The 24219-nt window shown below is 73.2% G+C and carries 21 protein-coding genes; 17 read left to right on the forward strand and 4 right to left on the reverse strand.

The genetic code is table 11. From position 1 onward, the window contains the following. Nucleotides 1–22 precede the first annotated feature (22 nt). The 5 genes from OJ962_RS04175 to OJ962_RS04195 are packed head-to-tail and all read left to right on the forward strand — an operon-like array spanning nt 23 to nt 4960. Nucleotides 23–1795, forward strand: coding sequence for a putative bifunctional diguanylate cyclase/phosphodiesterase (locus OJ962_RS04175; RefSeq protein WP_270006201.1), 1773 nt, complete (start codon nt 23–25; stop codon nt 1793–1795). Next, nucleotides 1779–2783 carry a GGDEF domain-containing protein gene (locus OJ962_RS04180; RefSeq protein ID WP_202952288.1) on the forward strand — a complete coding sequence of 335 codons (1005 nt, stop codon included), beginning with the start codon at nt 1779–1781 and terminating at the stop codon, nt 2781–2783. Before OJ962_RS04175 ends, OJ962_RS04180 begins: the two co-directional genes overlap by 17 nt. 7 nt (nt 2784–2790) lie before the next feature. Beyond that, nucleotides 2791–3693 (forward strand): sensor histidine kinase, encoded by a 903-nt coding sequence (locus OJ962_RS04185; RefSeq protein WP_202952289.1) that lies wholly within the window; start codon nt 2791–2793, stop codon nt 3691–3693. Further along, nucleotides 3690–4331, forward strand: coding sequence for an SAF domain-containing protein (locus OJ962_RS04190; protein WP_202952290.1), 642 nt, complete (start codon nt 3690–3692; stop codon nt 4329–4331). Before OJ962_RS04185 ends, OJ962_RS04190 begins: the two co-directional genes overlap by 4 nt. 11 nt (nt 4332–4342) lie before the next feature. After that, nucleotides 4343–4960 carry a nucleoside/nucleotide kinase family protein gene (locus tag OJ962_RS04195; RefSeq protein WP_202952291.1) on the forward strand — a complete coding sequence of 206 codons (618 nt, stop codon included), beginning with the start codon at nt 4343–4345 and terminating at the stop codon, nt 4958–4960. Here OJ962_RS04195 and OJ962_RS04200 read toward each other — a convergent pair. The 3 genes from OJ962_RS04200 to OJ962_RS04210 are packed head-to-tail and all read right to left on the reverse strand — an operon-like array spanning nt 4943 to nt 8926. Continuing rightward, nucleotides 4943–7486, reverse strand: a complete 2544-nt coding sequence (locus OJ962_RS04200; RefSeq protein ID WP_202952292.1) for an aminotransferase class III-fold pyridoxal phosphate-dependent enzyme — start codon at nt 7484–7486, stop codon at nt 4943–4945. The two genes, OJ962_RS04195 and OJ962_RS04200, sit on opposite strands and share 18 nt — an antisense overlap. After that, on the reverse strand, nt 7458–8594 hold the full coding sequence (locus tag OJ962_RS04205; RefSeq protein WP_202953337.1) for an RNA polymerase sigma factor: 1137 nt from the start codon (nt 8592–8594) through the stop codon (nt 7458–7460). The genes OJ962_RS04200 and OJ962_RS04205 overlap by 29 nt, the downstream gene beginning before the upstream one ends. After that, the gene (locus tag OJ962_RS04210) at nt 8591–8926 is read right to left on the reverse strand and encodes a YciI family protein (protein WP_202952293.1); all 336 of its coding nucleotides are present in this window, start codon (nt 8924–8926) and stop codon (nt 8591–8593) included. The genes OJ962_RS04205 and OJ962_RS04210 overlap by 4 nt, the downstream gene beginning before the upstream one ends. 74 nt (nt 8927–9000) lie before the next feature. Between OJ962_RS04210 and OJ962_RS04215 the strand changes: the two genes are divergently transcribed. The 11 genes from OJ962_RS04215 to mraY all read left to right on the forward strand — a co-directional run bounded on the left by OJ962_RS04215 (nt 9001) and on the right by mraY (nt 21292). Beyond that, nucleotides 9001–10257, forward strand: a complete 1257-nt coding sequence (locus OJ962_RS04215; RefSeq protein ID WP_202952294.1) for a CpaF family protein — start codon at nt 9001–9003, stop codon at nt 10255–10257. Further along, nucleotides 10257–11096 (forward strand): type II secretion system F family protein, encoded by an 840-nt coding sequence (locus tag OJ962_RS04220; RefSeq protein WP_202952295.1) that lies wholly within the window; start codon nt 10257–10259, stop codon nt 11094–11096. The genes OJ962_RS04215 and OJ962_RS04220 overlap by 1 nt, the downstream gene beginning before the upstream one ends. Next, the gene (locus tag OJ962_RS04225) at nt 11093–11884 is read left to right on the forward strand and encodes a type II secretion system F family protein (protein WP_202952296.1); all 792 of its coding nucleotides are present in this window, start codon (nt 11093–11095) and stop codon (nt 11882–11884) included. Before OJ962_RS04220 ends, OJ962_RS04225 begins: the two co-directional genes overlap by 4 nt. 323 nt (nt 11885–12207) lie before the next feature. Beyond that, nucleotides 12208–12645 carry a division/cell wall cluster transcriptional repressor MraZ gene (gene mraZ, locus OJ962_RS04230; RefSeq protein ID WP_202952297.1) on the forward strand — a complete coding sequence of 146 codons (438 nt, stop codon included), beginning with the start codon at nt 12208–12210 and terminating at the stop codon, nt 12643–12645. Nucleotide 12646: 1 nt separating this feature from the next. Further along, entirely contained in the window at nt 12647–13597 is a 951-nt protein-coding gene (gene rsmH / locus OJ962_RS04235; RefSeq protein WP_202952298.1) for a 16S rRNA (cytosine(1402)-N(4))-methyltransferase RsmH, read from the forward strand. Next, entirely contained in the window at nt 13590–14324 is a 735-nt protein-coding gene (locus OJ962_RS04240) for a hypothetical protein (RefSeq protein WP_202952299.1), read from the forward strand. Before rsmH ends, OJ962_RS04240 begins: the two co-directional genes overlap by 8 nt. A gap of 3 nt (nt 14325–14327) precedes the next feature. Continuing rightward, nucleotides 14328–15986, forward strand: coding sequence for a peptidoglycan D,D-transpeptidase FtsI family protein (locus OJ962_RS04245; RefSeq protein ID WP_202952300.1), 1659 nt, complete (start codon nt 14328–14330; stop codon nt 15984–15986). 10 nt (nt 15987–15996) lie between these two features. Then, nucleotides 15997–17508, forward strand: a complete 1512-nt coding sequence (locus OJ962_RS04250; protein ID WP_202952301.1) for an acyl-CoA dehydrogenase family protein — start codon at nt 15997–15999, stop codon at nt 17506–17508. A gap of 91 nt (nt 17509–17599) precedes the next feature. Continuing rightward, complete coding sequence (locus OJ962_RS04255) at nt 17600–19027, forward strand: UDP-N-acetylmuramoyl-L-alanyl-D-glutamate--2,6-diaminopimelate ligase (protein WP_202952302.1); 1428 nt, start codon at nt 17600–17602, stop codon at nt 19025–19027. Then, the gene (locus tag OJ962_RS04260) at nt 19024–20334 is read left to right on the forward strand and encodes a UDP-N-acetylmuramoyl-tripeptide--D-alanyl-D-alanine ligase (RefSeq protein ID WP_202952303.1); all 1311 of its coding nucleotides are present in this window, start codon (nt 19024–19026) and stop codon (nt 20332–20334) included. The genes OJ962_RS04255 and OJ962_RS04260 overlap by 4 nt, the downstream gene beginning before the upstream one ends. After that, nucleotides 20327–21292 carry a phospho-N-acetylmuramoyl-pentapeptide-transferase gene (gene mraY / locus OJ962_RS04265; RefSeq protein WP_202952304.1) on the forward strand — a complete coding sequence of 322 codons (966 nt, stop codon included), beginning with the start codon at nt 20327–20329 and terminating at the stop codon, nt 21290–21292. The genes OJ962_RS04260 and mraY overlap by 8 nt, the downstream gene beginning before the upstream one ends. Here mraY and OJ962_RS04270 read toward each other — a convergent pair. Then, nucleotides 21289–23307, reverse strand: a complete 2019-nt coding sequence (locus tag OJ962_RS04270; RefSeq protein ID WP_270006203.1) for a lactonase family protein — start codon at nt 23305–23307, stop codon at nt 21289–21291. The genes mraY and OJ962_RS04270 overlap by 4 nt on opposite strands. A 238-nt stretch (nt 23308–23545) precedes the next feature. Between OJ962_RS04270 and OJ962_RS04275 the strand changes: the two genes are divergently transcribed. Continuing rightward, nucleotides 23546–24219, forward strand: a 674-nt coding sequence (locus tag OJ962_RS04275; protein WP_270006204.1) for an MGMT family protein, incomplete at its 3' end; no start/stop codon positions are given.

Consider the following 24219-nt stretch of genomic DNA (forward strand, 5'->3'; position numbering starts at 1 on the left):
TGAAGGAACTCGCCTCGGCGCAGTGCGCGACGTGGCTCTGGTGGACGCGGAGCCGGACCCGGCGCTCGAGCGGCTCACGAGGCTCGCCGGCGAGCTGCTCGGCGTGCCGATGTCGCTGGTGTCGCTGGTCGAGACGACGCGCCAGTACTTCGCGGGGGCGACCGGCCTGAGCGGCCTGCTCGACGCCGAACGTCAGACGCCGATCTCGCACTCGTGCTGCCGGCACGTCGTGGAGCGCCAGGCGCCGCTGGTGATTCCGGATACCCAGCAGTCGCCGCTGCCGCAGGCGCAGCTCGCGGCGCGCGACATCGACGTCGCGGCGTACGCCGGAGTGCCGCTCACGTTGTCGGGCGGCGAGACCCTGGGTGCGTTCTGCGCGATCGACAAGGTCCCGCACCAGTGGACCCCCGACGACGTCCGCATCCTCGAGGACCTCGCCGCGCTCGCGGTGGAACTGCTCGAAGCGCGCCGTGCGGGGGCTCAAGCGCTTCATGACCGGCTGACGGGGCTTGCCGGGCGGGCGCTGTTCGGGGAGCTGGTCACGCGCGGGGTGGCGCGGGCGGCGCGGGCCGAGCGGGCCTGCGGGGTGGTCGCGATCGACCTCGACGGGTTCCGGCTGGTCAATGAGGCACTCGGTCATGCGACGGGAGACGCGCTGCTGACCGCGGTCGCGGCACGGCTCTCGTCGGCGCTGGGCAACGGGGACGCGGCGTGTCGGCTCGGCAGCGACGAGTTCCTCGTGCTGTGCGACTCGCTCGAGGACGAGCGCGAAGCGGCGCAGGTCGTCTCCCGGCTGCGCGCGGCGCTCACGCACGCGCCGTTCGAGGCCAACGGGCACACCGTGCCGGTGTCGGCGACGTTGAGCGTGGCCACCGCGAACACCGTCGTCGCGACCGACGACTTGATCGACGCGGCGCTGGACGCGCTCGCCTGTCGCAAGGGCGGTGCGCCCGAGACCGCCGGGCGGGCGGACCCGCAGCGGCGGGCGCGCGCGACGCGGCGGCTGCGCCTGCAGCAGGCGCTGGTCGGCGTCGAGGAGCGTGACGAGCTGTTGGTCGTCTACCAGCCGCTGGTCGACCTGCGCGCGGGGCGGCTGCTGGGGTTCGAGGCGCTGCTGCGCTGGAAGCACCCCGAGCTCGGAGCCGTGCGGCCGGATGAGTTCATCCCGGTCGCCGAACGCACCGGGACGATCATGCCGATCGGCGAATGGGTGCTGGAACGCGCGGCGTGCGACCTGGCGCTGTGGCGTGCGACGGAGGAGCATCTGACCGTGTCGGTGAACGTGGCGCCGATCCAGCTGCGCAGCCCAGCCTTCCCTCAGCGGGTGGCGGCGATCTGCGACGGGTGCGGGCTGCCCGCGGACGCGCTCACGCTGGAGATCACCGAGCGCGTCCTGCTCGACGATCGCCCGGCCTACGAACTCGCGATGAACGAGCTGCGCGCGGTCGGCGTGCGCGTCGCGCTCGACGACTTCGGCACGGGCTATTCCGCGCTCAGCTACCTGAGCCGGTTCCCGCTGGACGTGCTCAAGCTCGACCGCGCGTTCGTCGCCGCGCTGGACGGCGCGCCGCGCCCCCGGGCGCTGCTCGAGGCGATGACCAAGATGGCGTCCGCGCTGGGGTTGCGCACGGTCGGCGAGGGGATCGAGACCGAAGGCCAGCTCGCCCAGCTCACCGCGAGCGGCTGCGATGTCGGGCAGGGGTACCACCTTTCTCGCCCCCGACCCGCGGACGAGCTCTCGCCGCTGCTCGGCCGCGTGTGGCGAACCGGGGGAGACGGTGCCGCGCCGGGCTGAGCCGGCGCTCGTCTACAGCGCCGCGGCGATCTTCGCCGCCGCGGGCGTGGTCGGCGCCATCGAGTCCCTGCTTCCCGAGGGTCCGGAGTTCTCGCCCGCGGCGGGGCTGTCGGCGCTGGCGATCGCCGCGCTGCTGACGCTGTTCGGGCGCCGGCTCCCGCGCTGGGTCGTGTACGCGTTCGGGCCGGTCGGGGCGGCGCTGGTCGCGCTCGCGGTCGCGACCACGCGCGGGTACTCCGATGCGGCGATCATCTACTGCTGGCCCGTGATCTGGGTCGCGTCCTTCTACGGCACGCGCGCGACCGTGGCGATCGTGGCGTGGGTCGGGATCGTCCACGGCGTCGCGCTGGCGGCGATGCCCGACGGCATGGCGAGCGCGGACCGCTGGGCCGACGTCGTGGTCTCGGTAAGCGTCGTGGCCGTGGTCGTGCGCGTACTCGCGGCGCGCAACGAGCGGCTCGTGGCGCAGCTGTCGACCGAGGCGCGCGTGGACCCGCTGACCGGCCTGTGGAACCGGCGCGCGTTCGGCGAGCGGCTGGACACCGAGTCCGCACGAGCCGTGCGCGAGGGCACGTCGCTCGCCGTAGTGATGTTCGACATCGACCACTTCAAGCGCATCAATGACGTCCACGGCCACGACGTGGGCGATCGCGTCCTGAAATGGGTCGCCGAGACGCTGATGCGCGAGACCCGCGGCGCCGACATCACCGCCCGCGTGGGCGGCGAGGAGTTCCTCGTCGTCCTCCCCGGCACCGGCGTCGAGGGCGCCTGCGAGTTCGCCGAGCGCGTGCGCGCCGCGATCGCCGGCGGCGGCGGACCGGTCGAGCTCACGATCAGCGCGGGCGTCGCGGCGGGGACGGTGAAGACGGCCGAGCACGGCCTGGTCGACGCCGCCGACCGCGCGCTGTACGCCGCCAAGCGCGGCGGCCGCAACGCTGTCCGCGTCACACCCGTCGAGGTGGGGAGAAGTTTCTCGGCGCCGCCCTAGAAGGGGCATGTCGATCGTCTCCTGGCTCCTCGTCGCGGCGCTCGCCGCCTTCCTGTTCCGCGCCCACCTGCGGCTCATGCTCGTCGCCCGCGCGAGCCACGAGATCCGCGGGCCGCTGTCGGCCGTTCGACTGGGGCTGCACGGGCTGTCGGGCGAGCCCGCACGGCTCGCCGCGATCGAGCTCGAGCTGCGACGGGCGTGCCGCGCCTTGGACGATCTCGTCGCCGCGCGCCGGGGAGAGGTGGGCGGTGCGGGCGAGGAGCGCGTGGACGTCGCGGCGCTGGTCGCCGAGTACGAGCCCGCGTGGTGCGCGCTGGCTGCCGCGCACGGGACGACCCTACGCGTCGAGCCGCCGGTCGTCGTGCTCCCGTTCGCGATCGACGGCGGCGACCCGCGCGCGCCCGCGACCGTGCTCGCCGACCCGCTCCGGCTCGCCCAGGCATGCGCGAACCTCGTCGGCAACGCGGCCGAGCACGGTGCGGGTGAGGTCCGCGTCCGGGTCCGCGCGAGCCGCGAGACCGTGCGCGTCGAGGTCAGCGACGACGGCCCTGGCCTGCCGGCGCCGCTCGTCGTGCTGACCGGCACGGCCCGCCTGCGCCACGGCCGCCGTGGCCACGGCCTCGCGATCGCGGCCAGCATCGCCCACCGCCACGGCGGACGCCTCACCGCCGACGGCCCGACGCTCACGATCGAGCTGCCCACGGCGAGTCACGCCCGCCGGCGCCGGGCACCGCTGGCGATGTCCAGCCCCGCGAGGAGTCCGCGCGACCTCGCCGCGCCCGTCTCGCATGACCTCGCCGCGCCCGGCCGAGACGACCCCGCCGCTCCGCCCGCGCGCGCCGCCGACGCGCCCGTTCCGCGGGACCTCGCCGCGCCGGCCCATCCCGCGATCGTCGCGGCGGACTCGTGACCCGCCGCCGGCGCGCGACGGTCCTGCTCGCGCTCGCGCTCGTGCTCGGCGCCCTCGCCGCGACGCACATGTCGCGGCGGGAGGCGGCGCTGCGCGAGCAGCTCGGGCCGACCGTCGAGGTGGTCGTCGCGCGGCGGGACCTGCCCGCCGGGCGGACGGTGCAGCTCGCGGACCTCGGCGTACGGAACGTGCCGGCGCGGTACGCGCCCGCGGGCGAGCCGGTGTTCGCGGCCGGGCTCGCCGGGCAGAAGCTCGCCGTGCCGGTGCCGCGGGGCGGCGCGGTGACCGCCGAGCTGATCGAGCGTGCGCCGCCGGAGTCGCCGGTCGAGCGCGGCGAGCGGGCGGTGGAGATCGTGGCGACGGGCTCGGTGGTCGCGGGCACACGCGTGGACGTCGTGGTCTCGACGGAGAAGGAGACGCGGCTCGCGCTGCAGGACGTCGAGGTGCTCGCGGCCAAGCCCGCGCCGCCCAAGCAGGAGGGCGGCGGGCCGCGCACGAGCGCGACGCTGCGGGTGCCGGTGACCGACGCGGTCTATCTCGTCGCGGCCGGCTCGTACGCGCGCGACGTGCAGCTCCTGAGCCGCGTCCCGGGCGACACGCGCACCACCCAGCCGCTGACGGTGGGCGATGGGCTCTAAGGTCTCGCGCCGTGGTGTTCACGACCGAGCAGGAGCTGTTCGCCCGGGCGCGCGCGCTCGCCGACGGCGGCAGGCGCCGCATCCTCGGCATCGCGGGCAAGCCCGGGGGCGGGAAGTCGACCGTCGCGCGCGCCGTCGTGGCCGCGCTCGGCGAGCGCGCGCGGCTCGTGCCGATGGACGGATTCCACCTCGCGCAGTCCGAGCTGGTGCGGCTCGGGCGACGGGACCGGATGGGCGCGCCGGATACGTTCGACGCCGCCGGGTACGCCGCGCTGCTCACCCGCCTCAGAAGCGACGAAGCGGTCGTCTACGCGCCCGAGTTCCGGCGCGAGATCGAGGAGCCGATCGCGGGCGCGATCGCGGTCCCCAAGGACATTCCGCTCGTCGTCACCGAGGGCAACTACCTGCTGCTGTGGCCGGAGGTCAAGCCGCTGCTGGACGAGTGCTGGTACGTGGACACCGACGAGGAGCTGCGCGTCCAGCGGCTGATCCAGCGCCACATCCAGTTCGGCAAGACGCCCGACTACGCGCGCGCGTGGGTGCTGCGCAGCGACGAGCGCAACGCGGACCTGGTCGCCACGACCGCCGACCGCGCCGACGCCCTGATCCGCCTACAACACGTCGGCTAGCGCGCTCAGGAAGAAGTCGCAGTCCTCGGCGCTGATCGCGAGCGGCGGCTTGATCTTCAGCACGTCCTCGTTCGGCCCGTCGGTCGAGATCAGGATCCCGCGCGCCTTCAGGGCTTCCTTCACGCGCGCCGCCTCGGCCCGTGAATCGAGCTGAACGCCGAGGAACAGGCCGTGCCCGCGCGCGTGGGGCATCCCGGCGAGCAGCCGGTCGCCCATCGCCCGCGCGTGCGCTTGGAGCCGCTCGTCGGCGATCACGTCCAGCACCGCGAGCCCGATACCCGCGCTCACCGGGTTGCCGCCGAACGTGTTGAAGTACTCCATCCCCGTCAGGAACGAGTCGGCGACCTCCGGCGTGGTCACGACCGCGCCCAGCGGATGCCCGTTGCCGATCGGCTTGCCCATCGTGACGATGTCCGGCACGACGCCGCCCAGCTCGAACGCCCAGAAGTGCTCGCCGACGCGGCCGAACCCGGTCTGGACCTCGTCGATCACGCACAACCCGCCGGCCTCGCGCACGACCTCGAACGCGCGCTCGAGATAGCCGGGAGGCGGGACCACCTGGCCCGCACAGCCGAGAATCGGCTCCGCGAAGAACGCCGCGGGGCGGTCCACTTCCGGCAGCTCCCACAGCGGCGTCACCCGCGACCGCGACGGCGGCGCCTTGTACGGCGACAGCTCGATCGTCGAGCTCAGGTGCCCGTGGTAGGCGTGGTCGAGCACGGCCACCTCGTCGCGCCCGGTGTGCGCCCGTGCGAGCCGCAGCGCCAGGTCGTTGGCCTCCGAGCCGGAGTTCACGAAGAAGCACACGTGCAACGGGTCGGGAAGCGTCGCCGCGAGCCGGCGCGCGTAGTCGACCACCGACGCGTGCAGATAGCGCGTGTTGGTGTTGAGCAGCGCCATCTGCCGCGCGCCCGCCTCCACGACGCGCGGGTGGCAGTGCCCGACGTGCGCGACGTTGTTGACCAGGTCGAGGAAGCGCCGGCCTTCGGCGTCGAACAGGTACGCGCCCTCGCCCCGGACGATGTGCAGCGGCTCCGCGTACGCGAGCGACAGCGCGCGGCTCATCACGGTCCGGCGGCGCGCGGCGATGTCCGGCCGCGGCCCGCGGGCGTCCACGCCGCCCGGGCGGCCGATCAGCAGGTTCGGGTCCGGGCAGACGCTGCGGAACAGGTCGGCCTCCTCGGGCAGCGCCACGCCGTCCAGGTTGCCGACCAGGTCGGTGAACAGCTGCAGGTGCAGGTGCGGCTCCCAGCCGCCGTTGACCTCGGGCGTGCCGAGCCGCGCGATCATGTCGCCCGCGCGCACCTCGCCGTCCGCCAACGACTCGGGGTCCAGGTGCCCGTGCAGCGTCCAGAAATCGTCATGGCGGATCACCAGCAACCCGCCGTAGTCGCCGAGCTGGTTGCGGTTCTCGCGCCGCTCGACGACCCCGTCCAGCGGCGCGTACACGGGCGCGCCGGCGGGGGCGAAGAGGTCGATCGCCATGTGCCGCGTGCGCCAGCGCCCGTCCGGCGTCTGGAATTCGGGCGCGGTGTAGATCGCGCGCTGCTCGTCGTAGCGGCCGATCGCAAGCCCGTCGACCGGCGGCATCGCCTCGCTCAGGTCGAGCACCGGCGCGGACGCCAGGTCCCCGTCCATCACCGGATGCGGGTCGGCGAGCGCGAGCCGCTGCCGCACCGCGCGGGCCTTCGGCGACGCCTCATACCCGCAGGCGTCGCGGAAGCGGAAGTGCGCGAGCGCCCCGTCTTCGCCCTCCAGCCGCGCCAGCAACTCGGTCACGGGCCCCTGGCTGACGAGCAGGTACGCATTGTCCGGCTGCTCGGCGGACTGCTTGGCCGCCATGTCGACGCTCATCCGCAGCCGCGCGAGCATCAGCTCCCACAGCACCTCGAGCTCCTCGACGGAGAGCGGCGTCACCTCGTGGTAGCCGCGCACGACGTCGGTCACCGCGCGCGCCGGATCGGCGCAGCCGAGCATCGCGTACGCGCCCGCGATCGCGAGCCCGCACGCGCGCGCGGTGAACACGACGTCGCCGAAGTCGATCAGCCCGGAGACCTGCCCGTCCGCGCCGACGAGCACGTTGTAGTCGTTGGCGTCATTGTGGATGAGCTGGTGGGGGAGGTGGTCGAGCCCGTCGACCACATGCTTGAGGTTCCACCGGTGCGGACGGTGCAGATCGGGGTGCGTGAAGTCCCTCAGCGCCCGGTCCACGCGCGCGACGGTCCGTCCCAACGAGGCCCGATCGCCCGGCCGGGCCGCCCACGGCTCGCCCTCGAGCCAGCTCAGCAGCCGCACCGTGCGCCCGTCCAGCGTCTGCGTCGGTCCCGCCAGGCGCGGCACTGCGGGCTCGTCACGCAGGTGCTCGAGCACGGCGTCCTCGAGCGTGAGGTCACCGTTCTGCAGCTTGAGCACGTAGCGCGTGCCGTTCGCGGTCAGCGCGAAGTTGAGGTCCAGCTCGCCAGGAAGCGCCTCGGCGGTGGCGTCGAGCCCGTAGAGCTCACGGGCGATGCGGCGCGGATCGGTCATGAAGGCCATCGAGCCTACCCGTGAGAAAGCGGCGCTCGGCGTCGGAGGGATCGAGCTCGAGCGCGCGCCGGTACGCGTGCGCCGCCTCTTCGCGCCGGCCGAGCCGGCGCAGGAGCTCGCCGCGCGTGGAGTGCAGGTAGCGGTAGCCGTCGAGGTCGAGCGCGTCGACGATGTCCAGCGCGCGCTGCGCGTCCCCGCCTTCGGCGATCGCGACGGCGCGGTTGAGCTCGACCACGGGCGAGCTCGGCAGCCGCGCGTAGAGCTCCGCGACGCGCGGCCAGTCGATCGGGTCCTCGCACTGCGCCGACGCGATCGCCGCCTGGACGGCGTACGGCCCGCTCGCCCGGCGCAGCGCCCGCCGCCCCGACGCCAGCTTGGCTGCGTTCCAGCGCGTGCGATCCTGGTCGGCCAGGAGCACCAGCTCCCCGCCGTCGAACCGTGCCGCCCGGCGCGCGTCGTGGATGAGCATGAGGGCGAGCAGGCCGTGGATGTCACCCTCGTCGGGCATCAGCGCCGCCAGTACCGAGCACAGCGAGATCGCGGAGTCCGCGAGGTCGCCGCGCCCGCCGTAGCCCTCGTTGAAGATCAGGTACAGGACCTTGAGCACCGCGGCGAGCCGCTCGGGCAGCAGATGGTCGGGCGGGACCGCGAACGGGATGCCCGCGTCGCGGATCTTGCGCTTGGCGCGCGAGAGCCGGCGCTTCATCGTCTCCGGCGCGACGAGGAACGCCCGCGCGATCTCCTCCGTCGTCAGGCCGCCCAGCGCGCGCAGCGTGAGCGCGACCTGGGCCTCCAGCGCCAGCGCCGGATGACAGCAGGTGAAGATCAGCTCGAGGCGCTCGTCCGGGAACGAGGACGTCTCGGCGGGCTCGGTCGGCTCGATCACGGGGTGGGCCTGCTCGCGGCGGATGCGGTCGATCGCACGGCGCTTCGCGGTGGTCGTCAGCCACGCGCCCGGGTTGCTGGGCAGGCCGTCGCGCGGCCAGCGCTCCGCCGCGATCGCGAACGCCTCCTGCGCGGCTTCCTCGGCGCGGTCGAAGTCGCCGAGGAAGCCGACGAGCGAGGCCACGACGCGACCCCACTCGGTGCGGAAGACGGCATCGATCAGCGCGCGTACTCCTCGTGGACCGGGCGGACCTCGATCGCGCCGCCGAACCGCTGCGCCGGGATCCGGCGGGCGATCTCGATCGCGGCGTCGAGGTCCTCGGCGTCGATCAGGAAGAAGCCGCCGAAGATCTCCTTCGTGTCGGCGAACGGGCCGTCCGTGGTGAGGTCGTCGCGGACGACCGTGGCGGTGTCGACGTCCTTCAGGTGCGCGCCGGACTTCACCCGCGCGTCCTCGTACATCGCCATGTACTCGCGCGTGATCGCGGCGCGCTCCTCGTCGGACTTGCCGTCGTGCGCGTGCGGGTCGACGTAGATCAGCAGTGCGTATTTCATGTCAGGCAGACGGACGGCTCGCGCGTTTGGGGACAGAGGGGGAGAGTTTTCCGCACGCGCGGCCTAGAGACGGCATGGACCCACTCGAGGCACTCGCCGGCGACCTGCGCGAACGGCTGCTCGCGGGAGCGGCTGACGCGGACGGTGACCTCAACGGCCGCATCCGGTCGCTGGTCGACCGCGAGGCCGGCGTGTTGAGCGAGGACCGGCGCGGCGAGCTGGCCGCCCGGATCGCGCAGCGGGCGTTCGGGCTCGGGCCGCTGGAGCCGCTGCTCGCGGACCCGGCGGTGGACGAGATCATGGTCAGCGGCACCGCGCCGGTCTGGGTCGAGCGCCGTGGGCGGCTCGAGCGCACCGGCGTGCGCTTCGAGCGCGAAGCCGACCTGCGCGACGCGATCGAGCGCATCCTCGCGCCCTTGGGTCGCCGCGCGGACGAGTCCCAGCCGCTGTGCGACGCCCGCCTGCCGGACGGCAGCCGCGTCAACGTCGTGCTCCCGCCGCTCGCGCTCGACGGTCCCGCGCTGACGATCCGCCGCTTCCGCCGCCACGGGCTGAGCCCCGACGATCTGGTCGAGAACGGCACGCTCGGCCGCGGCCTGCTCGACTTCCTCGCGCGCGTCGTGCGCGCCCGCGCGAGCGTGTTGGTCTGTGGCGGCACCGGCTCGGGCAAGACCACGACGCTCAACGTGCTCTCGAGCTTCGTGGGGGAGGACGAACGCGTCGTCACGATCGAGGACGCGGCCGAGCTGCGGCTGCGCCAGCCGCACGTGGTCCGGCTGGAAGCGCGTCCGCCGAACCTCGAGGGGCGCGGCGAGGTCACGATCCGGCGGCTCGTCCGCAACGCGCTGCGCATGCGCCCGGACCGCATCATCGTCGGGGAGGTGCGCGGCCCCGAAGCGCTCGACCTGCTGACCGCGCTGTCCACTGGCCACGACGGCTCGCTCAGCACGGTCCACGCAGGCTCGCCCGTCGAGGCGCTGCGCCGCATCGAGGTGCTCGCGCTGATGGCCGACGTCGGCCTCCCGCACGCGGCCGTCCGCGAGCAGATCGCCGACGCGTTCGACCTCGTCGTCTGCCAGGCGCGCACGGCCGATGGCGCCCGCCGCATCACGAGCGTCGCCGAGGTCGTCCGCGTCGCCTCCGGCCCGGCCGCCCGTGAGCTGTACACATGGCGCGACGGCGCGCCGCGATGGCACGCCGCGATGACGGACGGGCTCGCGGCGCGATTGGAGGTCACCGGAGAAGACCGCGCTGAGGCGCCGCGCGGCCCGCGGACGGGGGCGGGCGGCGATCCCGGCGTGCCGCCGCGCGGACCGCGTGCGGGGGCGTGATGGCGGTCGGGCTCGCGTTCGCCGCGGCCGTGCTCGCCGTCGTCGGCGCGTGGGAGCTGCTCGCGGCCGTCGAGCGCACGCGCGTGGCGGCCGCGCTCGAACGCGCGATCGCGCCGCTTGTGCGCGCCGGCACGGAGGGAGCGAGCCCGACGAGCACGGAACGGCGGCGCCTCGCCGTGCTCGCCGCCGGGACGCTCGCGGCGGCCGGGTGGCTTCTCGGCGGCGTGCCCGTCGCGCTCATCGCCGGCGTCAGCGGGCCCGCCCTCGCCACCGCGCTCGTCACCGCGCGCCGCCGCCGCTTCCGGGCCGCGCTGCAGCAGAGCGCGCCCGCCGTCGCCCGCGCGCTGGCGGACGCGCTCTCCGCGGGCCACTCGATCCGCGGCGCGCTCGCGACGCTCACCGTGCCCGGCCCCGGCGGGCACGAGCTGGCCGGCGCCGCGCGGGCGCTCGCGCTCGGCGCGGACACGCAGACCGTCCTGGAGCGGCTCAGACGCAAGGCGAACGCGCCCGCATGGGACGCGATCGTCGCCGGCGTCCTGCTGCAGCGTGACGCCGGCGGGGACCTGCCGAACCTCCTCCGGGACCTCGCGGGCGCGCTCGAGACCGCGCAGCGCCAGGAGCGGGATGCGATCGCGGCGACCGCGCAGGCGCGCTTCACGGCGCGGATCGTGCTCGTCCTCCCGCTCGGCGCCGTGGTCCTGGCCGAGCTGGCCAAGCCCGGCCTGCTGCAGAGCCTGCTCACGAACCCGGTGTCCGTCGCGCTCACCACGGCCGCGCTCGCGTTCCAGCTCGTCGCGCTGCTCACGATGGCCCGGATCAGCCGGAACGTCGCGCGATGACGAGCCTGCTCGCCGGCCTTGCCGCCGCGCTGGCGACGTTCGCGCTCGCCGACCTCGCGCCCCGCACGCGGCGCCGCCCGCTCACCCGCGTGATCGCCACGCTCGGCGCCCGCTCCGGCGTCAAGCCGAGCAGCGGCCTCGCGGCCCGCATCCAGGCTGCCGGGCTCGACCGCCACACACACGAGGTCGTCGCCCTCCAGGCGGGCCTGGCGATCCTCACCACGCTCACGGCGCTTCCGCTCATCACCGCCGCGCCCGGCCGGCTCGGCCTCGCGCTGCTCGTCGCGGCCCCGCTCGCCGGCTTCGCCCTCCCCGAGGTCGGCCTCAGGCGCCGCGTCCGGCAGCGCCGAGCCGAGATCGAGGCCGAGCTGCCCGACGTGCTCGACCTCGTGCGCGTCGCGATCGCCGCCGGCCTCGCCCCGCGCCGCGCGCTCGAGGAGGTCGGCCGCCGCCATCCCGGCACGCTCGCCCGCGAGCTCACCCGCTTGGCCGCCCGCACGCAGCTCGGCGAACCGGTCGACGCCGCCCTCGATCACCTGCAGCAGCGTTGCCCGTCCCACACCATCCCACCGTTCGTCGCCGCGCTCCGCCGCGCCGAACGCCACGGCACCCCACTTCAACCCACGCTGAGCGCCCAGGCGACGCAAGCGCGCTCCCAACGAGCCGCCCGCCGGAGCGAACAGGCCGCCAAGGCCGCGCCCAAGATCCAGCTCGTGGTCGCGCTGATGCTCGTTCCGGCCGTGCTGCTGCTGATCGCCGCGGCGCTCGTGCCATCCCTCGGCGCCTGAGGCGCATTTCCTCCCACTCCGCCCCACGGAGCGCCCCACAACGCCCCCCGAAGCGCAAATCCGCGTTCAGATCGCGCGGATGCAGCAAGCCGTGCAGGTTTGAGGCGAATCCGGGTCAGACAAAAGAGGCTGCAAACCGGCACTTTCTGACATCGCTCGGGAGAATTGTGGGACGTTGTGCGGGTTCTGTGTTGCAGAGTGGGACGAAGTGGGGTACTTTCCTTCGTGCGAAGCCGTTCCCGGGTGGCGGGGCTCCTCCCACTCCGCCACCCGGGATCGACTGACCAGCTCCTCCCACGCTTCGCGACGACTCACCATGCGCCTTGGCCTTCACCGGCACCTTCGAACACAACCTCGACACGAAGAATCGGCTCACGATTCCGTCGAAGTTCCGAGCGGCGTTGAGCGAGGGCGTGTACCTCTCACGTGCGATCGAGAACGTCATCAGCCTGTATCCCAAAGCGACGTATTCGGCGATGGCGGACCAAGCCCTCGCGGGCTTCACGAACCCGCTGTCCGCGCAGGCGCGCGAGACGCGGCGACTGCTCTACGGCACCGCCTTGGAGACGGAGCTCGACTCCGCCGGGCGCGTGATGCTGACGCCGCGCTTCCTGGAGCACGCGGGGATCGGCCGCGAGGTCGTGATCACCGGCGTCGGCGACTGCCTCGAGATCTGGGACCGCTCGGCCTGGGCGGACTACGACACCGACCTCACCCAACGAGCGCCTGAGCTCACCGAGTCCCTTGGCCACACTTCTTGACATGCCTCAGACGCACGTCCCGGTCCTCGCCGGCGAGCTGATCGAGGCGCTTGACCCGCGCCCCGGCCAGATCGCGATCGACTGCACCCTCGGCGCGGGCGGCCACGCCCGCCTGGTCGCCGAGCGCCTCGGCCCGACCGGCACGCTCATCGCCATCGACCGCGACCCCACCGCGGAGCCGACCTTCAACGCCCTCGCCCAAGAGGTCCCGTGCGAGACGCGCTTCATCCGCGCCGACTTCGCCTCCGGCCTCGAACAGCTGATCGGCGAAGGCCTGAGAGCCGACCTCGTCTACATGGACCTCGGCGTCAGCTCGATGCAGATCGACACGCGCGAGCGCGGGTTCGCCTACGCCTACGACGCCCCGCTGGACATGCGCATGGACCCCGAGCAGGAGCTGACCGCGCGCGAGGTCGTCAACACGTGGGAGCGCCGCCGGCTCGCGCGCGCGATCAAGGACTACGGCGAGGAGCGCTTCGCGGACCGGATCGCGGGCGAGATCGTCCGCCGCCGCGCCCGCCAGGAGCTCGTCACGACCTTCGACCTCAACGAGGCCATCACCGCGGCGATCCCTGCGCCCGCGCGCTTCGCCGGCGGGCATCCCGCCAAGCGCACGTTCCAGGCCATCCGGATCGTCGTCAACGGCGAGCTCCAGCAGCTCGAAGAGGCGCTCCCGCGCGCGTGGGAGGTCCTCAAGATCGGCGGGCGCCTCGCCGCGCTCTCCTTCCACTCACTCGAAGACCGCCGCGTCAAGCGCTTCCTGGCCGACAAGGCCCGCGGCTGCGTCTGCCCGCCCGACCTGCCCGTGTGCGTCTGCGGCAACAACCCCGAGGCGGAGCTCGTGCACCGTCGGTCGGTCGTTGCCACGCCGGGCGAGGTCGCGGCCAATCCCCGTTCGAAGTCGGCTCGCCTCCGGGCCGCCCGCAAGCTCTCCGAGGTGCGCCTTGCCTAGTACCGCCACCCGCTCCCGTCCCATCCATGCGCGCCGCGTCTCCGGACCCGTCCGCCGTCCCGCCACCGCCGCCGGCCCGCAGCTGCGTGGCCGCACGTCCGCCTTCGAGCGGATCGCGCGGATCCCGGACAACCGGATCGTGGACCGCATCCTGCGCTCGCGCGGGGTGATCTGGCTGATCGGGATCATGCTCGGCGGCATCGTGGCCATGCAGGTCTCGCTGCTCAAGCTCAACACCGGCATCTCGCGCGCGTACCAGGCGCAGGAGACCTACGCGGGCAAGAACGCGATGCTGCAGACGCAGCTGGCCGAGATGACGTCCGCCGCGTCGATCCGCACCAAGGCGGCCGACATGGGCCTGGTGGACCCGGCCGCGGGCGACAACCGCTACCTGAAGTCACGTGGCGTGGAGCGGGACGCCAAGCGCGCCGCCGATCGGATGAAGCCGCCGGGCGACCAGCAGAAGATGGTGATGCTCAACGACGGCTGGATGCCCGGCCCCGGGGCGACCGTGGACTCGCTGCTCGCGGCCAAGAACGGCACTCTGACGACGCCGGTGACCCAGCCGCAGGCCACGCCGACCGCAGCGGTCGCGCCCACGGCCACGGTGGAGCCGCTGCCGACGCCGGTTGCGACCGCGACGCCGGTCCCGACCGCGACGCCGCTGGCGACCGCCGTCCCCACGGTCGATCCCGCGACCGGCCTGGCTGTCGCGCCGCAGGGGTAGCGCGTGCACCTGATCGACCGGCGCATCGGCTTCATCTTCGCCGTCTTCCTCGCCCTGCTCGCGATCGGCGCGACCCGCGCCGCGTGGCTCGGCGTCGTCCGCGCGGACGACCTCGAGCGCGCGGCCGCCGTCCAGCAGGAGGACGACATCACGATCCCCGCCCAGCGCGGGTCGATCAAGGACGCCAACGGCATCGACCTTGGCGTGTCCGAGCCGGCGATGGACATCGCGGCGACGCCGCGGCTCGTCAACGACGCGACGAAGGTCGCGGCCGAGCTGGCCCCGATCATCGATCGCGACGAGACGAAGATCCTCAGCTCGCTCGCCCGCCGCGACACCCAGTTCGTCTACCTCGGCCGCGGCATCCCGGCCACCCGGGCCGAGAGGGCGCGCAAGCTCGGCATCCCCGGCCTGGAGTTCATCCCGCGCTACCGGCGCGAGTACCCGCGGGACTGGATGGCGTCGCAGCTGCTCGGCTACGTCGGCACCGACGGCAACGGCCTGCGGGGACTCGAGTACACGTTCGACAAGCAGCTCGCCGGCACCGACGGCGAGCGCCGCATGGTCAAGGACGCCATGGGCGAGCCGCTCGAGATCCGCGACACCAAGCCGGTCGAGCCCGGCAAGGACGTGACGCTGACGCTCGAGGCCGACCTGCAGGACCAGGCCGAGGAGGTGCTGGCCGAGGTCGGTGAGAAGTGGAAGCCCAAGGGCGCGACCGCGATCGTGATGGACCCGCACAGCGGCGCGATCCTCGCGCTCGCGAACTGGCCGCGCGTGAACGCCAACGAGCCCGACAAGGCGCCCGAAGAGGTCAACGTCAACCGGGCCGTCGGCACCAACTACGAGCCGGGCTCCACGTTCAAGGCGTTCACCGTCGCCGCCGCGCTGGAAGAGGGCAAGGTCACGCCGGACACGAGCTTCCCGATCGGGTCGGTGCTCATGTATGCCGACCGTGAGCTGCGCGACTCCGAGGACCACGGGATGGGCTCGATGACGGTCAGCGAGATCGTCAAGTACTCGTCCAACATCGGCGCCGTGAAGATCGCGCGCGCGCTCGGCGGCGCCAAGCCGTTCGACCGCTGGATCCACCGCTTCGGCTTCGGCAAGCGGACCGGCGTCGACCTGCCGGGCGAGGAGCGCGGCCAGGTGCTCGCGCTCGAGGACTACTCCGGCGCGACCATGGGCAACCTGCCGATCGGTCAGGGCATCAACGTCACGCCGATGCAGATGATGGCCGCGTACGCCGCGATCGCCAACGGCGGCATCCTGCGCGCGCCGCACATCGTCGACAAGGTCGGCACCACGCCGACGAAGAAGCCCGCGGGCAAGCGGATCCTCCGCGAGTCGACGGCGGCCTCGGTACGCAAGATGCTCGAGGGCGTGACGGGTGAGGGCGGCACCGCCTCCGGCGCGCACATCGAGGGCTACACCACCGCGGGCAAGACGGGCACGGCCGAGAAGGCGATCAACGGCAAGTACTCCGAGGAGTTCTACGTCGCCTCGTTCGTCGGCTTCGCGCCCGCCAACAACCCGAAGCTACTCGCCGCGGTGATCGTGGACGAGCCCGAAGGGGACATCTACGGCGGTCAGGTCGCCGCGCCGGCGTGGAAGCAGATCGTCAACTTCGCCCTCGGCTACAAGAAGATCCGCCCGGAGTAGGCTCGCTCGCATGAACCAGTCCGTCCCGTTCGAGGATGTCGACTTCCTCGATCCGGCACTGCAGGAGGCGCTGGAGCGCGAGGGCGCGGGCTGGGCGATCGAGCGGGTGCGCGAGGCGGGCCTGGTCGCCATGTCGGCCGAGGCGCAGGCCCACGGGCGCCGTGCGGAGCGCAACGAGCCGCGGCTGCTCACCCACGACCGGTTCGGCGCGCGGATCGATCAGGTCGAGCTCGACCCCTCGTGGCACTGGCTGCTCGACGGCGCGGTCTCGCGCGGCATCCATGCGCTCCCGTGGGCCGACCCGCAGCCGGGCGCGCACGTCGCCCGCGCGGGGCTGGAGCTGATGTGGACGCAGGCCAACGCGGGCGTCATGTGCCCGATCTCGATGACGTATTCGGCCGTGCCCGCGCTGCGGGTGGACCCGGTCATCGCCGCCGAGTGGGAGCCGCGGCTGATCGCCGGCGAGCTGGCCGGCATGGCCATGACCGAGAAGCAGGGCGGCTCGGACGTGCGCGCGAACATCACCGAGGCCCGCCCGGTCGGCGACGGCTGGTATGAGCTGCACGGCCACAAGTGGTTCTGCTCGTATCCGCCGTGCACGATCTTCCTGGTGCTCGCGCAGGCGCCCGGCGGGCTCTCGTGCTTCGTGGTCGAGCGCGGCGCCGGCATGGAGTTCCAGCGGCTCAAGGACAAGCTGGGCACGCGCTCGCTGCCGTCGAGCGAGGTCGAGTTCCGCGGCGCTGCCGCCCGGCTGCTGGGCGAGGAAGGTCGCGGCGTGGCGACGATCATCGAGATGGTCACGCACACGCGGCTGGACTGCGTGATCGGGTCGACGGCGTCGATGCGGCGCGGCGTGGCCGAAGCGATCTGGCACGCGCGGCACCGGTCCGCGTTCGGCGCGCTGCTCGTGGACCAGCCCGCGATGATCAACGTGCTCGCGGACCTGGCGCTGGAGTCCGAGGCGGCGACCGTGACCGCGCTGCGGCTCGCCCGCGCCTACGACTCCGGCGACACCGCGTTCCGGCGCTTCGGCACCGCGATCGCCAAGTACTGGATCTGCAAGCGCGCGACGCCGCACGCCGCCGAGGCGCTCGAGTGCCTGGGCGGCAACGGGTACGTCGAGGAGTCCCCGATGCCGCGGCTGCTGCGCGACGCGCCGCTCAACGGCATCTGGGAGGGCTCGGGCAACGTGATCGCGCTCGACGTGCTGCGGGCGCTCGCGCGCGAGCCGGACGGGCTCGCCGCGTTCGTGGCCGAGTGCGAGCTCGCCCGCGGCGGCAACGCGCTGCTGGACGCGCACCTGGACCGCCTTCCGCGGACGCTGGACCCCTGGACCGCCCGGCGCGGCGTCGAGGAGCTGGCGCTCGCCTTCCAGGCGTCGCTGCTGGTGCGGCACGCGCCCGCGCCGGTCTCCGACGCGTTCTGCGCCGCTCGGCTGGGCGAGGGCGGGCGCGTGTTCGGGACGCTGCCGTCCGGCGTTGACGGGGCGGCCATCGTCACACGTACGCTGGCGGATCGGTGAGCGCGATCGGCTGGCGCCGATGCGGCTCAGATCCGCTTGCGGATCGCTTCGCGGATCTCTCTGCCGACCCGCTTCATAGGATGCTCGTCGCATGACGCTCCGCGAGTTGCTCGGGGACGGCCCCGACGTGGCCGTCACGGGCCTGACGTTCGACAACCGGCTCGTGGGTCCGGGGACCCTGTTCTTCTGCGTCCCGGGGTTCACCCGCGATGGCCACGATTTCGCCCCCGACGCGGTGGCGCGCGGGGCGGTGGCGTTGGTCGTCCAGCGCCCGCTCGATCTCGGCGTGCCCGAGGTGCGCGTGGACGATGTCCGCGCGGCCATGGCGGCCGCCGCCGCCCGCTTCTACGGCGATCCCACGGCCGCGCTGAAGGTCGCCGGGATCACGGGCACCAACGGCAAGACGACCTCCGCGTTCCTCGTCCGCGCGCTGCTCGAGGGCGCGGGCGTGCGGACGGGGCTGCTGGGCACGGTCAAGTCCGTGGTGGGTGGCGAGGAGCGGGCCGTGGTGCGCACGACGCCCGAGGCGATCGACCTCCAGCGCACGTTCCGCGAGATGCTCGACGCGGGCGACACCGCGTGCGCGATGGAGATCTCCTCGCACGCGCTGGAGCTGCGGCGCGCCGACGCCATCCACGTCGCCGCGGCCGTCTTCACCAACCTCACGCAGGACCATCTGGACTTCCATCCGACGATGGAGGACTACTTCCAGGCCAAGCGGCTGCTGTTCGCCTCCGAGCTGACACGGACGCGGATCGTCAACGCCGACGACGCGTACGGCCGGCGCCTGATCGAGGAGTTCGACTGCTTGACGTTCGGGATCGAGGCCGAGGCCGACTACCGCGCGATCGCCGTGCAGACCGACGCCACCGGGTGCGACTTCGTGGCGGTCACGCCGGACGGCGAGTTCCCCGCGCGCGTCCCGATTCCGGGCCGCTTCAACGTCTTGAACGCGCTCGGGGCGTGGGCCGCCGCGCGGACGCTCGGCGTCCCGGTCGAGACCATCCCGGACTCGCTCGCGCACGCCGTCACGGCGCCGGGGCGCTTCCAGCCGGTCGAGGCCGGCCAGCCGTTCGGCGTGGTGGTCGACTACGCGCACAAGCCGGACGCGCTCGAGCAGGTGCTGCTGGCGGCGCGCGAGCTGGCGAGCGGCAAGCTGATCGTGGTCGTCGGGGCCGGGGGCGACCGCGACCGCGGGAAGCGGCCGATCATGGGCGAGATCGCGGCGCGGCTGGCCGACGTCGCACTGATCACGTCGGACAACCCGCGTTCTGAGCCGCCCGAGGCGATCATCGACGAGGTCGTCGCCGGCATCCCGGCGACGCCGCACGCGGTCGTCGAGCGCGACGCGGACCGGCGGGCGTCGATCTTCCGCGCGATCTCCCTGGCCGAGGCCGGCGACGTCGTGGTGATCGCGGGCAAGGGCCACGAGCAGGGTCAGGAGTTCGAGGGCGGCCGCAAGGAGCCGTTCGACGACTCCGAGGTGGCGCGCGAGGCGATCGCGGCGGTGCGCTCGTGATCTCCTGGGATGCCGCTCGTGTCGCGGAGGCGGCGGGCGCGCGGCTGGTCGCGGCGGGCTCGGGTGGGCCGACCCGTGCCGTCATCGACACCCGCGCGATCGAGCCGGGCGACCTGTTCGTCGGCCTGCGGGGTGAGCGCGTGGACGGGGGGCGCTTCGGCGCGGACGCGCTGGCGGCGGGCGCGTGGGGCGTGCTGGTGGCGCCCGAGCACACCGAGGGATTGACCGGCGGGGCGGTGCTCGCCGCCGACGATCCGCTGCTCGCGCTGCAGACGCTCGCCACCGCCTGGCGGCGCGAGCTCGACGCGGCCGTGATCGGCGTCACCGGCTCGGTGGGCAAGACGTCGACCAAGCAGCTGATCGCCGCCCTGATCGCGCCGCACCGGCGCGTGGCGGCCAACCCGGCGAACTTCAACACCGAGATCGGCCTGCCGCTGGCGGTCCTGGCGGCGCCCGAGGGCACCGAGGTGCTCGTGCTGGAGATGGGCATGCGCGGCTTCGGGCAGATCGACGAGCTGGCGCGGATCGCCGAGCCGGACGTCGGCGTGATCACGAACGTCGGCCCGGTGCACATCGAGCTCGTCGGCTCGCTGGAGGGCGTCGCGCGGGCCAAGGCCGAGCTGCTGGCGCACGTGCCCGTGGCGGTCATCCCCGCCGACGTCCCGCTGCTGGACCCCTATCTGCGCGAGGACCTGGACGTCGTCCACTTCGGCACCGACGTCTTCCTGGACGACTTCGACCCGCCGCGCGTGAAGATCGTCGCGCGCGAGCGGGTGATCGAGCTCGAGGTGCCGTTCCGCGCCCGGCACCAGCTCGTCAACCTGCTCGCCGCGGTCGCCGCCGCCCAGGCCGTGGGCGTCGAGCCCGAGGGCCGCGTGGACGTCGAGTTCGGCGCGCTGCGCGGTGAACACGTTGAGCTCGCGAGCGGGGTGGTCGTCATCAACGACTGCTACAACGCCAACCCGCTGTCCATGCGCGCCGCGCTCGACGATCTCGCCACGCAGGCGCCTACGGGGCGGCACGTGGCCGTGCTCGGGGACATGCTGGAGCTGGGCGAGGGCGGCGTGGAGGCCCACCGGGAAATCGGCGCGCACGCCGCGTCAACCGGCGTTGATGTCCTGGTCGCCGTCGGGCCGCTGTCCGCCGAGATGCGCTCGAGCTTCCGCGGCGAGCTGCACCTGGCCGCGGACGCGCAGGAGGCCGCCGCGGTCACCGCGGGGTTGGTGCGCGCCGGCGACATCGTGCTCGTGAAGGCCTCGCGCGGCATCGGCCTGGAGACGGTGGCGGAGGCGCTGGCTCGTGGGTGAGGTCCTGATCGCGGGAACGGCCTCCCTGCTCATCTGCATCTTCCTGTCGCCGAAGTTCATCTCGTTCCTGCGCGCGCGGGAGTTCGGCCAGAACATCCGCGAGGAGGGCCCGGAGGGGCACCACTCCAAGGCGGGCACGCCCACGATGGGCGGGATCATCATCTTCATCGCGATCTCCGTCCCGTTCCTGCTGCTGACGGATCTGGACTGGCGGGCGATCGGCGTCTTCGGCGTCGCGCTGGCGTGCGCGCTGCTCGGCTTCGCCGACGACTTCACGAAGCTCCACAAGAAGCGCTCGCTCGGCCTGCGCGGCCGGACCAAGCTCGTCGGCATGGTCGTGATCTCGATCGGGCTCTGGCTCGTGGCGACGCGCGGCGCGGACCTGCCGGACACGCTGAACCTGCGGATCGTCGACGCCACGATCGACCTCGGCTACCTGTACCCGGTCTTCATCTACCTGGTCGTCGCCGGCACCACGAACGCGGTCAACCTCACCGACGGCCTGGACGGCCTCGCCGCGGGCTGCGCGTCGATCGTCCTGCTCGCCTACATCGCGATCACGTTCACGACCGACCAGCTCGGCCTGTCGCTGATCGCGGGCTGCGTGGTCGGGGCGTGCGTGGGCTTCCTGTGGTTCAACTCGTTCCCGGCTTCGATCTTCATGGGCGACACCGGGTCACTGGGCCTGGGTGGCGCGATCGCCGCCATGGCCGTGATGACGAAGACCGAGGTGCTGCTGATCATCCTCGGCGGCATCTTCGTCATCGAGGCGCTGTCAGTGATGATCCAGGTCTTCGCCTTCCAGACCTTCCGCAAGCGCGTGTTCCTGATGGCGCCGATCCACCACCACTTCGAGCTGCAGGCCTGGTCGGAGACCAAGATCATCCTGCGCTTCTGGATCGTCGCTGCGGTCTGCAGCGCGATCGGCTTCACGCTCTACCAGCAGTCGATCGGCTAGCTGCAGGTCCCCCGCTGGGCGCGCTTGGCGCCGAGCGGCACGCAGTACGTGCGGTGCTTGGCGACCTTGCCCTTGCGCAGCTTGAAGCGCAGCACCTTCGTGTTCATGCTCGGCGCCGCGATCCGGATGTCCACGGTCTGCCCGGAGCGGAAGCGCGTCCTGCGCTTGTACTTGCCGTTCAGCGCCTTCGCGTTGAGGACGTTCATCGTGCTCTTGCGGCTGCGCTTGATCGTGAGTCGCTTGAGCACGCAGCGCGGCTTGCCGGTGCAGGTGAGCGTGACCGTCGAGTCCAGCGGCAGGTTGCGCACGATGAGCCGCGTGAGCGTGTGGCGCGTGCTCCGGACCGCCCAGTTGTAGGAGACGGGCGCGTTGACCGTCCGCGGGCGCACGGTCGGGGGCGGCGGCTGCACGGGCGGCACGACCTCGAGGGCCAGCGTCGCGTCCTCGGACGTCAGGCCCGTTGAGGTCGCGCGGTAACGGACCGTGTCCTTGCCCAGATAGCCCGAGAACGGGTTGTAGAAGACGCGGGCGTTGCCTTCGTCGATCGCGCCGAGCGCGCCCGCGATCGGATTGGCGATGATCGCGTACCTGAGCGCGTCGCCGTTGCGGTCCGAGCAGGTGAGCGGCAGCGGAGCCGCGAGGTTCTGCGTCAGCGTCAGCGACTGGCTGCGGCACTGCGGGTAGAAGTCGCGCCGGAACGCCGTGACCGAGCTGCCCGTGTGCGAGCCGGTGATGAAGCTCGAGTCGTCGACGAACGTGACCTGACCGTTGCCGGTCAGCGACGGGTAGGCGACGCACTGGCCCGGGACCGAGGCGCCGGCGATCAGCGCCGCGCCGCCGGGCGTCGCGCAGCCGTCACCCCACGGCGGCTGGGAGAGGTTGCCGTCGGCCTCCCGCGCGAACATCACGACGCCGGGCCTGGTCTCGAGGCCGGCGACGACCGTCTGCCCGTCCGGGCTGACGTCGCTGTAGGAGACCGTGCTGAGGTTGCGGCCGAACGAGCAGCCGGCGGTGCCGCCGTCGTTGACGCAACTCTGGAAGAAGAGGTTGCCGTCGCCGTTGCGGGCGAACACGAGCATGCCGTTGCTGACGGACACGTAGACGTGGCGGCTGTCCGGACTGACGGTCACGGCGAGGGGCTGCACGAGCCTGGCGTGCGGGTCCGGCGCGCAGCCGACCGTTGCTCCGATGCACCCGGCCGCTCCGTCCTTTTGACGGATCACGCCCGAGCCCGGGTCACGATCGAACACCATCAGCGTGTTGCCGATGTACGAGGGAGCGTAGATCGAGCGCCCGTCCGGCGAGATCGCGAACTGGCGCCCGTGCGAGAACCCCCGGCCGATCGCGCAGCCGTCCGCGCCGTTCGCGGTGATGCAGCCATCCGCACCTGCGGGCTGGGAGAGCGCCCCGGTCGCCGGGTCGCGCATCAGGGTCACGATCGAGCCGGCGCCCGTGTATATCTGCCGTCCATCGGGGCTGATGACGAGGTTCGACGGCCCGTTGCTCAACGGTCCGTAGTATCCACGGGCGCGCGTGCAGTTCGCCGGGTTGCCCGCCCCGGGCGGGTAATTGCCGTCGACCGTGAAGCAGCCGGTGTTGCCTGGCTTCTGTGTGAGTGCGCCGGTCGACCGGTTGCGATCGAACACGGTGAGCGAGGCGCCGGACGAAACGTACACGTTGGCGCCGTCCTGGCTGACGACGATGCCGTTCGGATTGCCGAAGTTGAGCGCCGGCGTGCAGGCGCCGCCGGCGCCGTCCGCGCTGAGACACCCGCGCTGGGTCAGCTTCCCCGTCGCCGGGTCGCGGTTGAAGATCAGGATCGAGACCGACGGGTCGTGCGCGATGCCGTACGCATGCACGCCGCCCGGAGCGACGGCGACCTTCCACAGACCGCCCGCCGCGGTCCCGACCGTGCACGCGCCACTGTTGCCGCTCGCGCTGATGCACGACTGCGGGACCGGATGCCACCGGTCCGCCGCCGACGCCGATCCCGCGAGCGCCAGCGCGGCCACCATGGCGGCGACCGCCGCGCGACATCCGTGTCCGATCAATCCCTGCACTGCCCCTGCCTCCCGTTCATCCGGCGCCGGTAGCTAAGCGGGACGAGTCCCGACCGTCAACCCCGAATCGGCACGTGTTCGACGCACCCCGTCACAAAACTGCACCAAATCAGTGCCAATTGAAGCGCTCGCCACCACAACCGGCGCCACACCCTCCTTGATGGCGGAAACCCACCAACAAGGAGCCCCGCTCATGGACCTCGACCGCCTCCGCGCTCTCGTCGCCGGCATCCCCGCCGGCCACTGGATGAGCTACGGCGACGTCGCCGCCGCCTCCGGCGGCACCGACAAGCACGCCCGCGCCCTCAACCAGCGCTTCATCCGTGAGTCCCTCGCCGGCGCCCACCGCGTCCTGAAGTCCGACGGCACGATCGGCGGCACCGCCCTGGGCGACCCCGCCGAGGTCCGCCGCCGCCTCGAAGCCGAGGGCCTCGAGTTCGACGGCGGCCGCGCCGCCCCGTCGCGCCGGCTCCGCCCGCCCGCGTGGCAGCCGCCGGAACCCGACGAGCCCACGCGTGGCGCGGAGGCTTCGCCCTCGGACGCGGCGCCCGCCGGCGCTGGCGCTCCGCCGCCCGACACGGCGTCCGCCAGCGCCGACGCGTCGCCGTCCGACGCGTCGCGCTCGGATGCGGCGTCCGCCGGCGCCGGCGCTCCGTCGCCCGGCGCCGGGTCCGCCGACACCCGAGTCCGCGGCGGAGCGGCCGGCGGCCCGCACGCGGGCGCGGGAGGGCCCGGGCCGAGCTCCGACGCACATACGACCGCGGGCCGCGTCGCGGCGGCCCGCTCCGTCGGCCCGGCCGGGCCCCGTCCCGTCGTCCAGCCCGCGGCCCGTCCCGTCGGCCCGCCCGCGGCCTGGCGCGCCCGTCC

The sequence above is a fragment of the Solirubrobacter deserti genome, from assembly GCF_027587175.1.
GTDB classification, from domain to species: domain Bacteria; phylum Actinomycetota; class Thermoleophilia; order Solirubrobacterales; family Solirubrobacteraceae; genus Solirubrobacter; species Solirubrobacter deserti.

Coding starts and splice junctions, on each gene's coding strand:
- OJ962_RS04185 (WP_202952289.1), top strand. CDS start 2,791: ATGTCGATCGTCTCCTGGCTCCTCGTCGCGGCGCTCGCCGCCTTCCTG.
- OJ962_RS04200 (WP_202952292.1), bottom strand. CDS start 7,486: ATGACCGATCCGCGCCGCATCGCCCGTGAGCTCTACGGGCTCGACGCC.
- OJ962_RS04210 (WP_202952293.1), bottom strand. CDS start 8,926: ATGAAATACGCACTGCTGATCTACGTCGACCCGCACGCGCACGACGGC.
- OJ962_RS04215 (WP_202952294.1), top strand. CDS start 9,001: ATGGACCCACTCGAGGCACTCGCCGGCGACCTGCGCGAACGGCTGCTC.
- OJ962_RS04220 (WP_202952295.1), top strand. CDS start 10,257: ATGGCGGTCGGGCTCGCGTTCGCCGCGGCCGTGCTCGCCGTCGTCGGC.
- OJ962_RS04225 (WP_202952296.1), top strand. CDS start 11,093: ATGACGAGCCTGCTCGCCGGCCTTGCCGCCGCGCTGGCGACGTTCGCG.
- rsmH (WP_202952298.1), top strand. CDS start 12,647: ATGCCTCAGACGCACGTCCCGGTCCTCGCCGGCGAGCTGATCGAGGCG.
- OJ962_RS04250 (WP_202952301.1), top strand. CDS start 15,997: ATGAACCAGTCCGTCCCGTTCGAGGATGTCGACTTCCTCGATCCGGCA.
- OJ962_RS04255 (WP_202952302.1), top strand. CDS start 17,600: ATGACGCTCCGCGAGTTGCTCGGGGACGGCCCCGACGTGGCCGTCACG.
- OJ962_RS04270 (WP_270006203.1), bottom strand. CDS start 23,307: ATGGTGGCCGCGCTGGCGCTCGCGGGATCGGCGTCGGCGGCGGACCGG.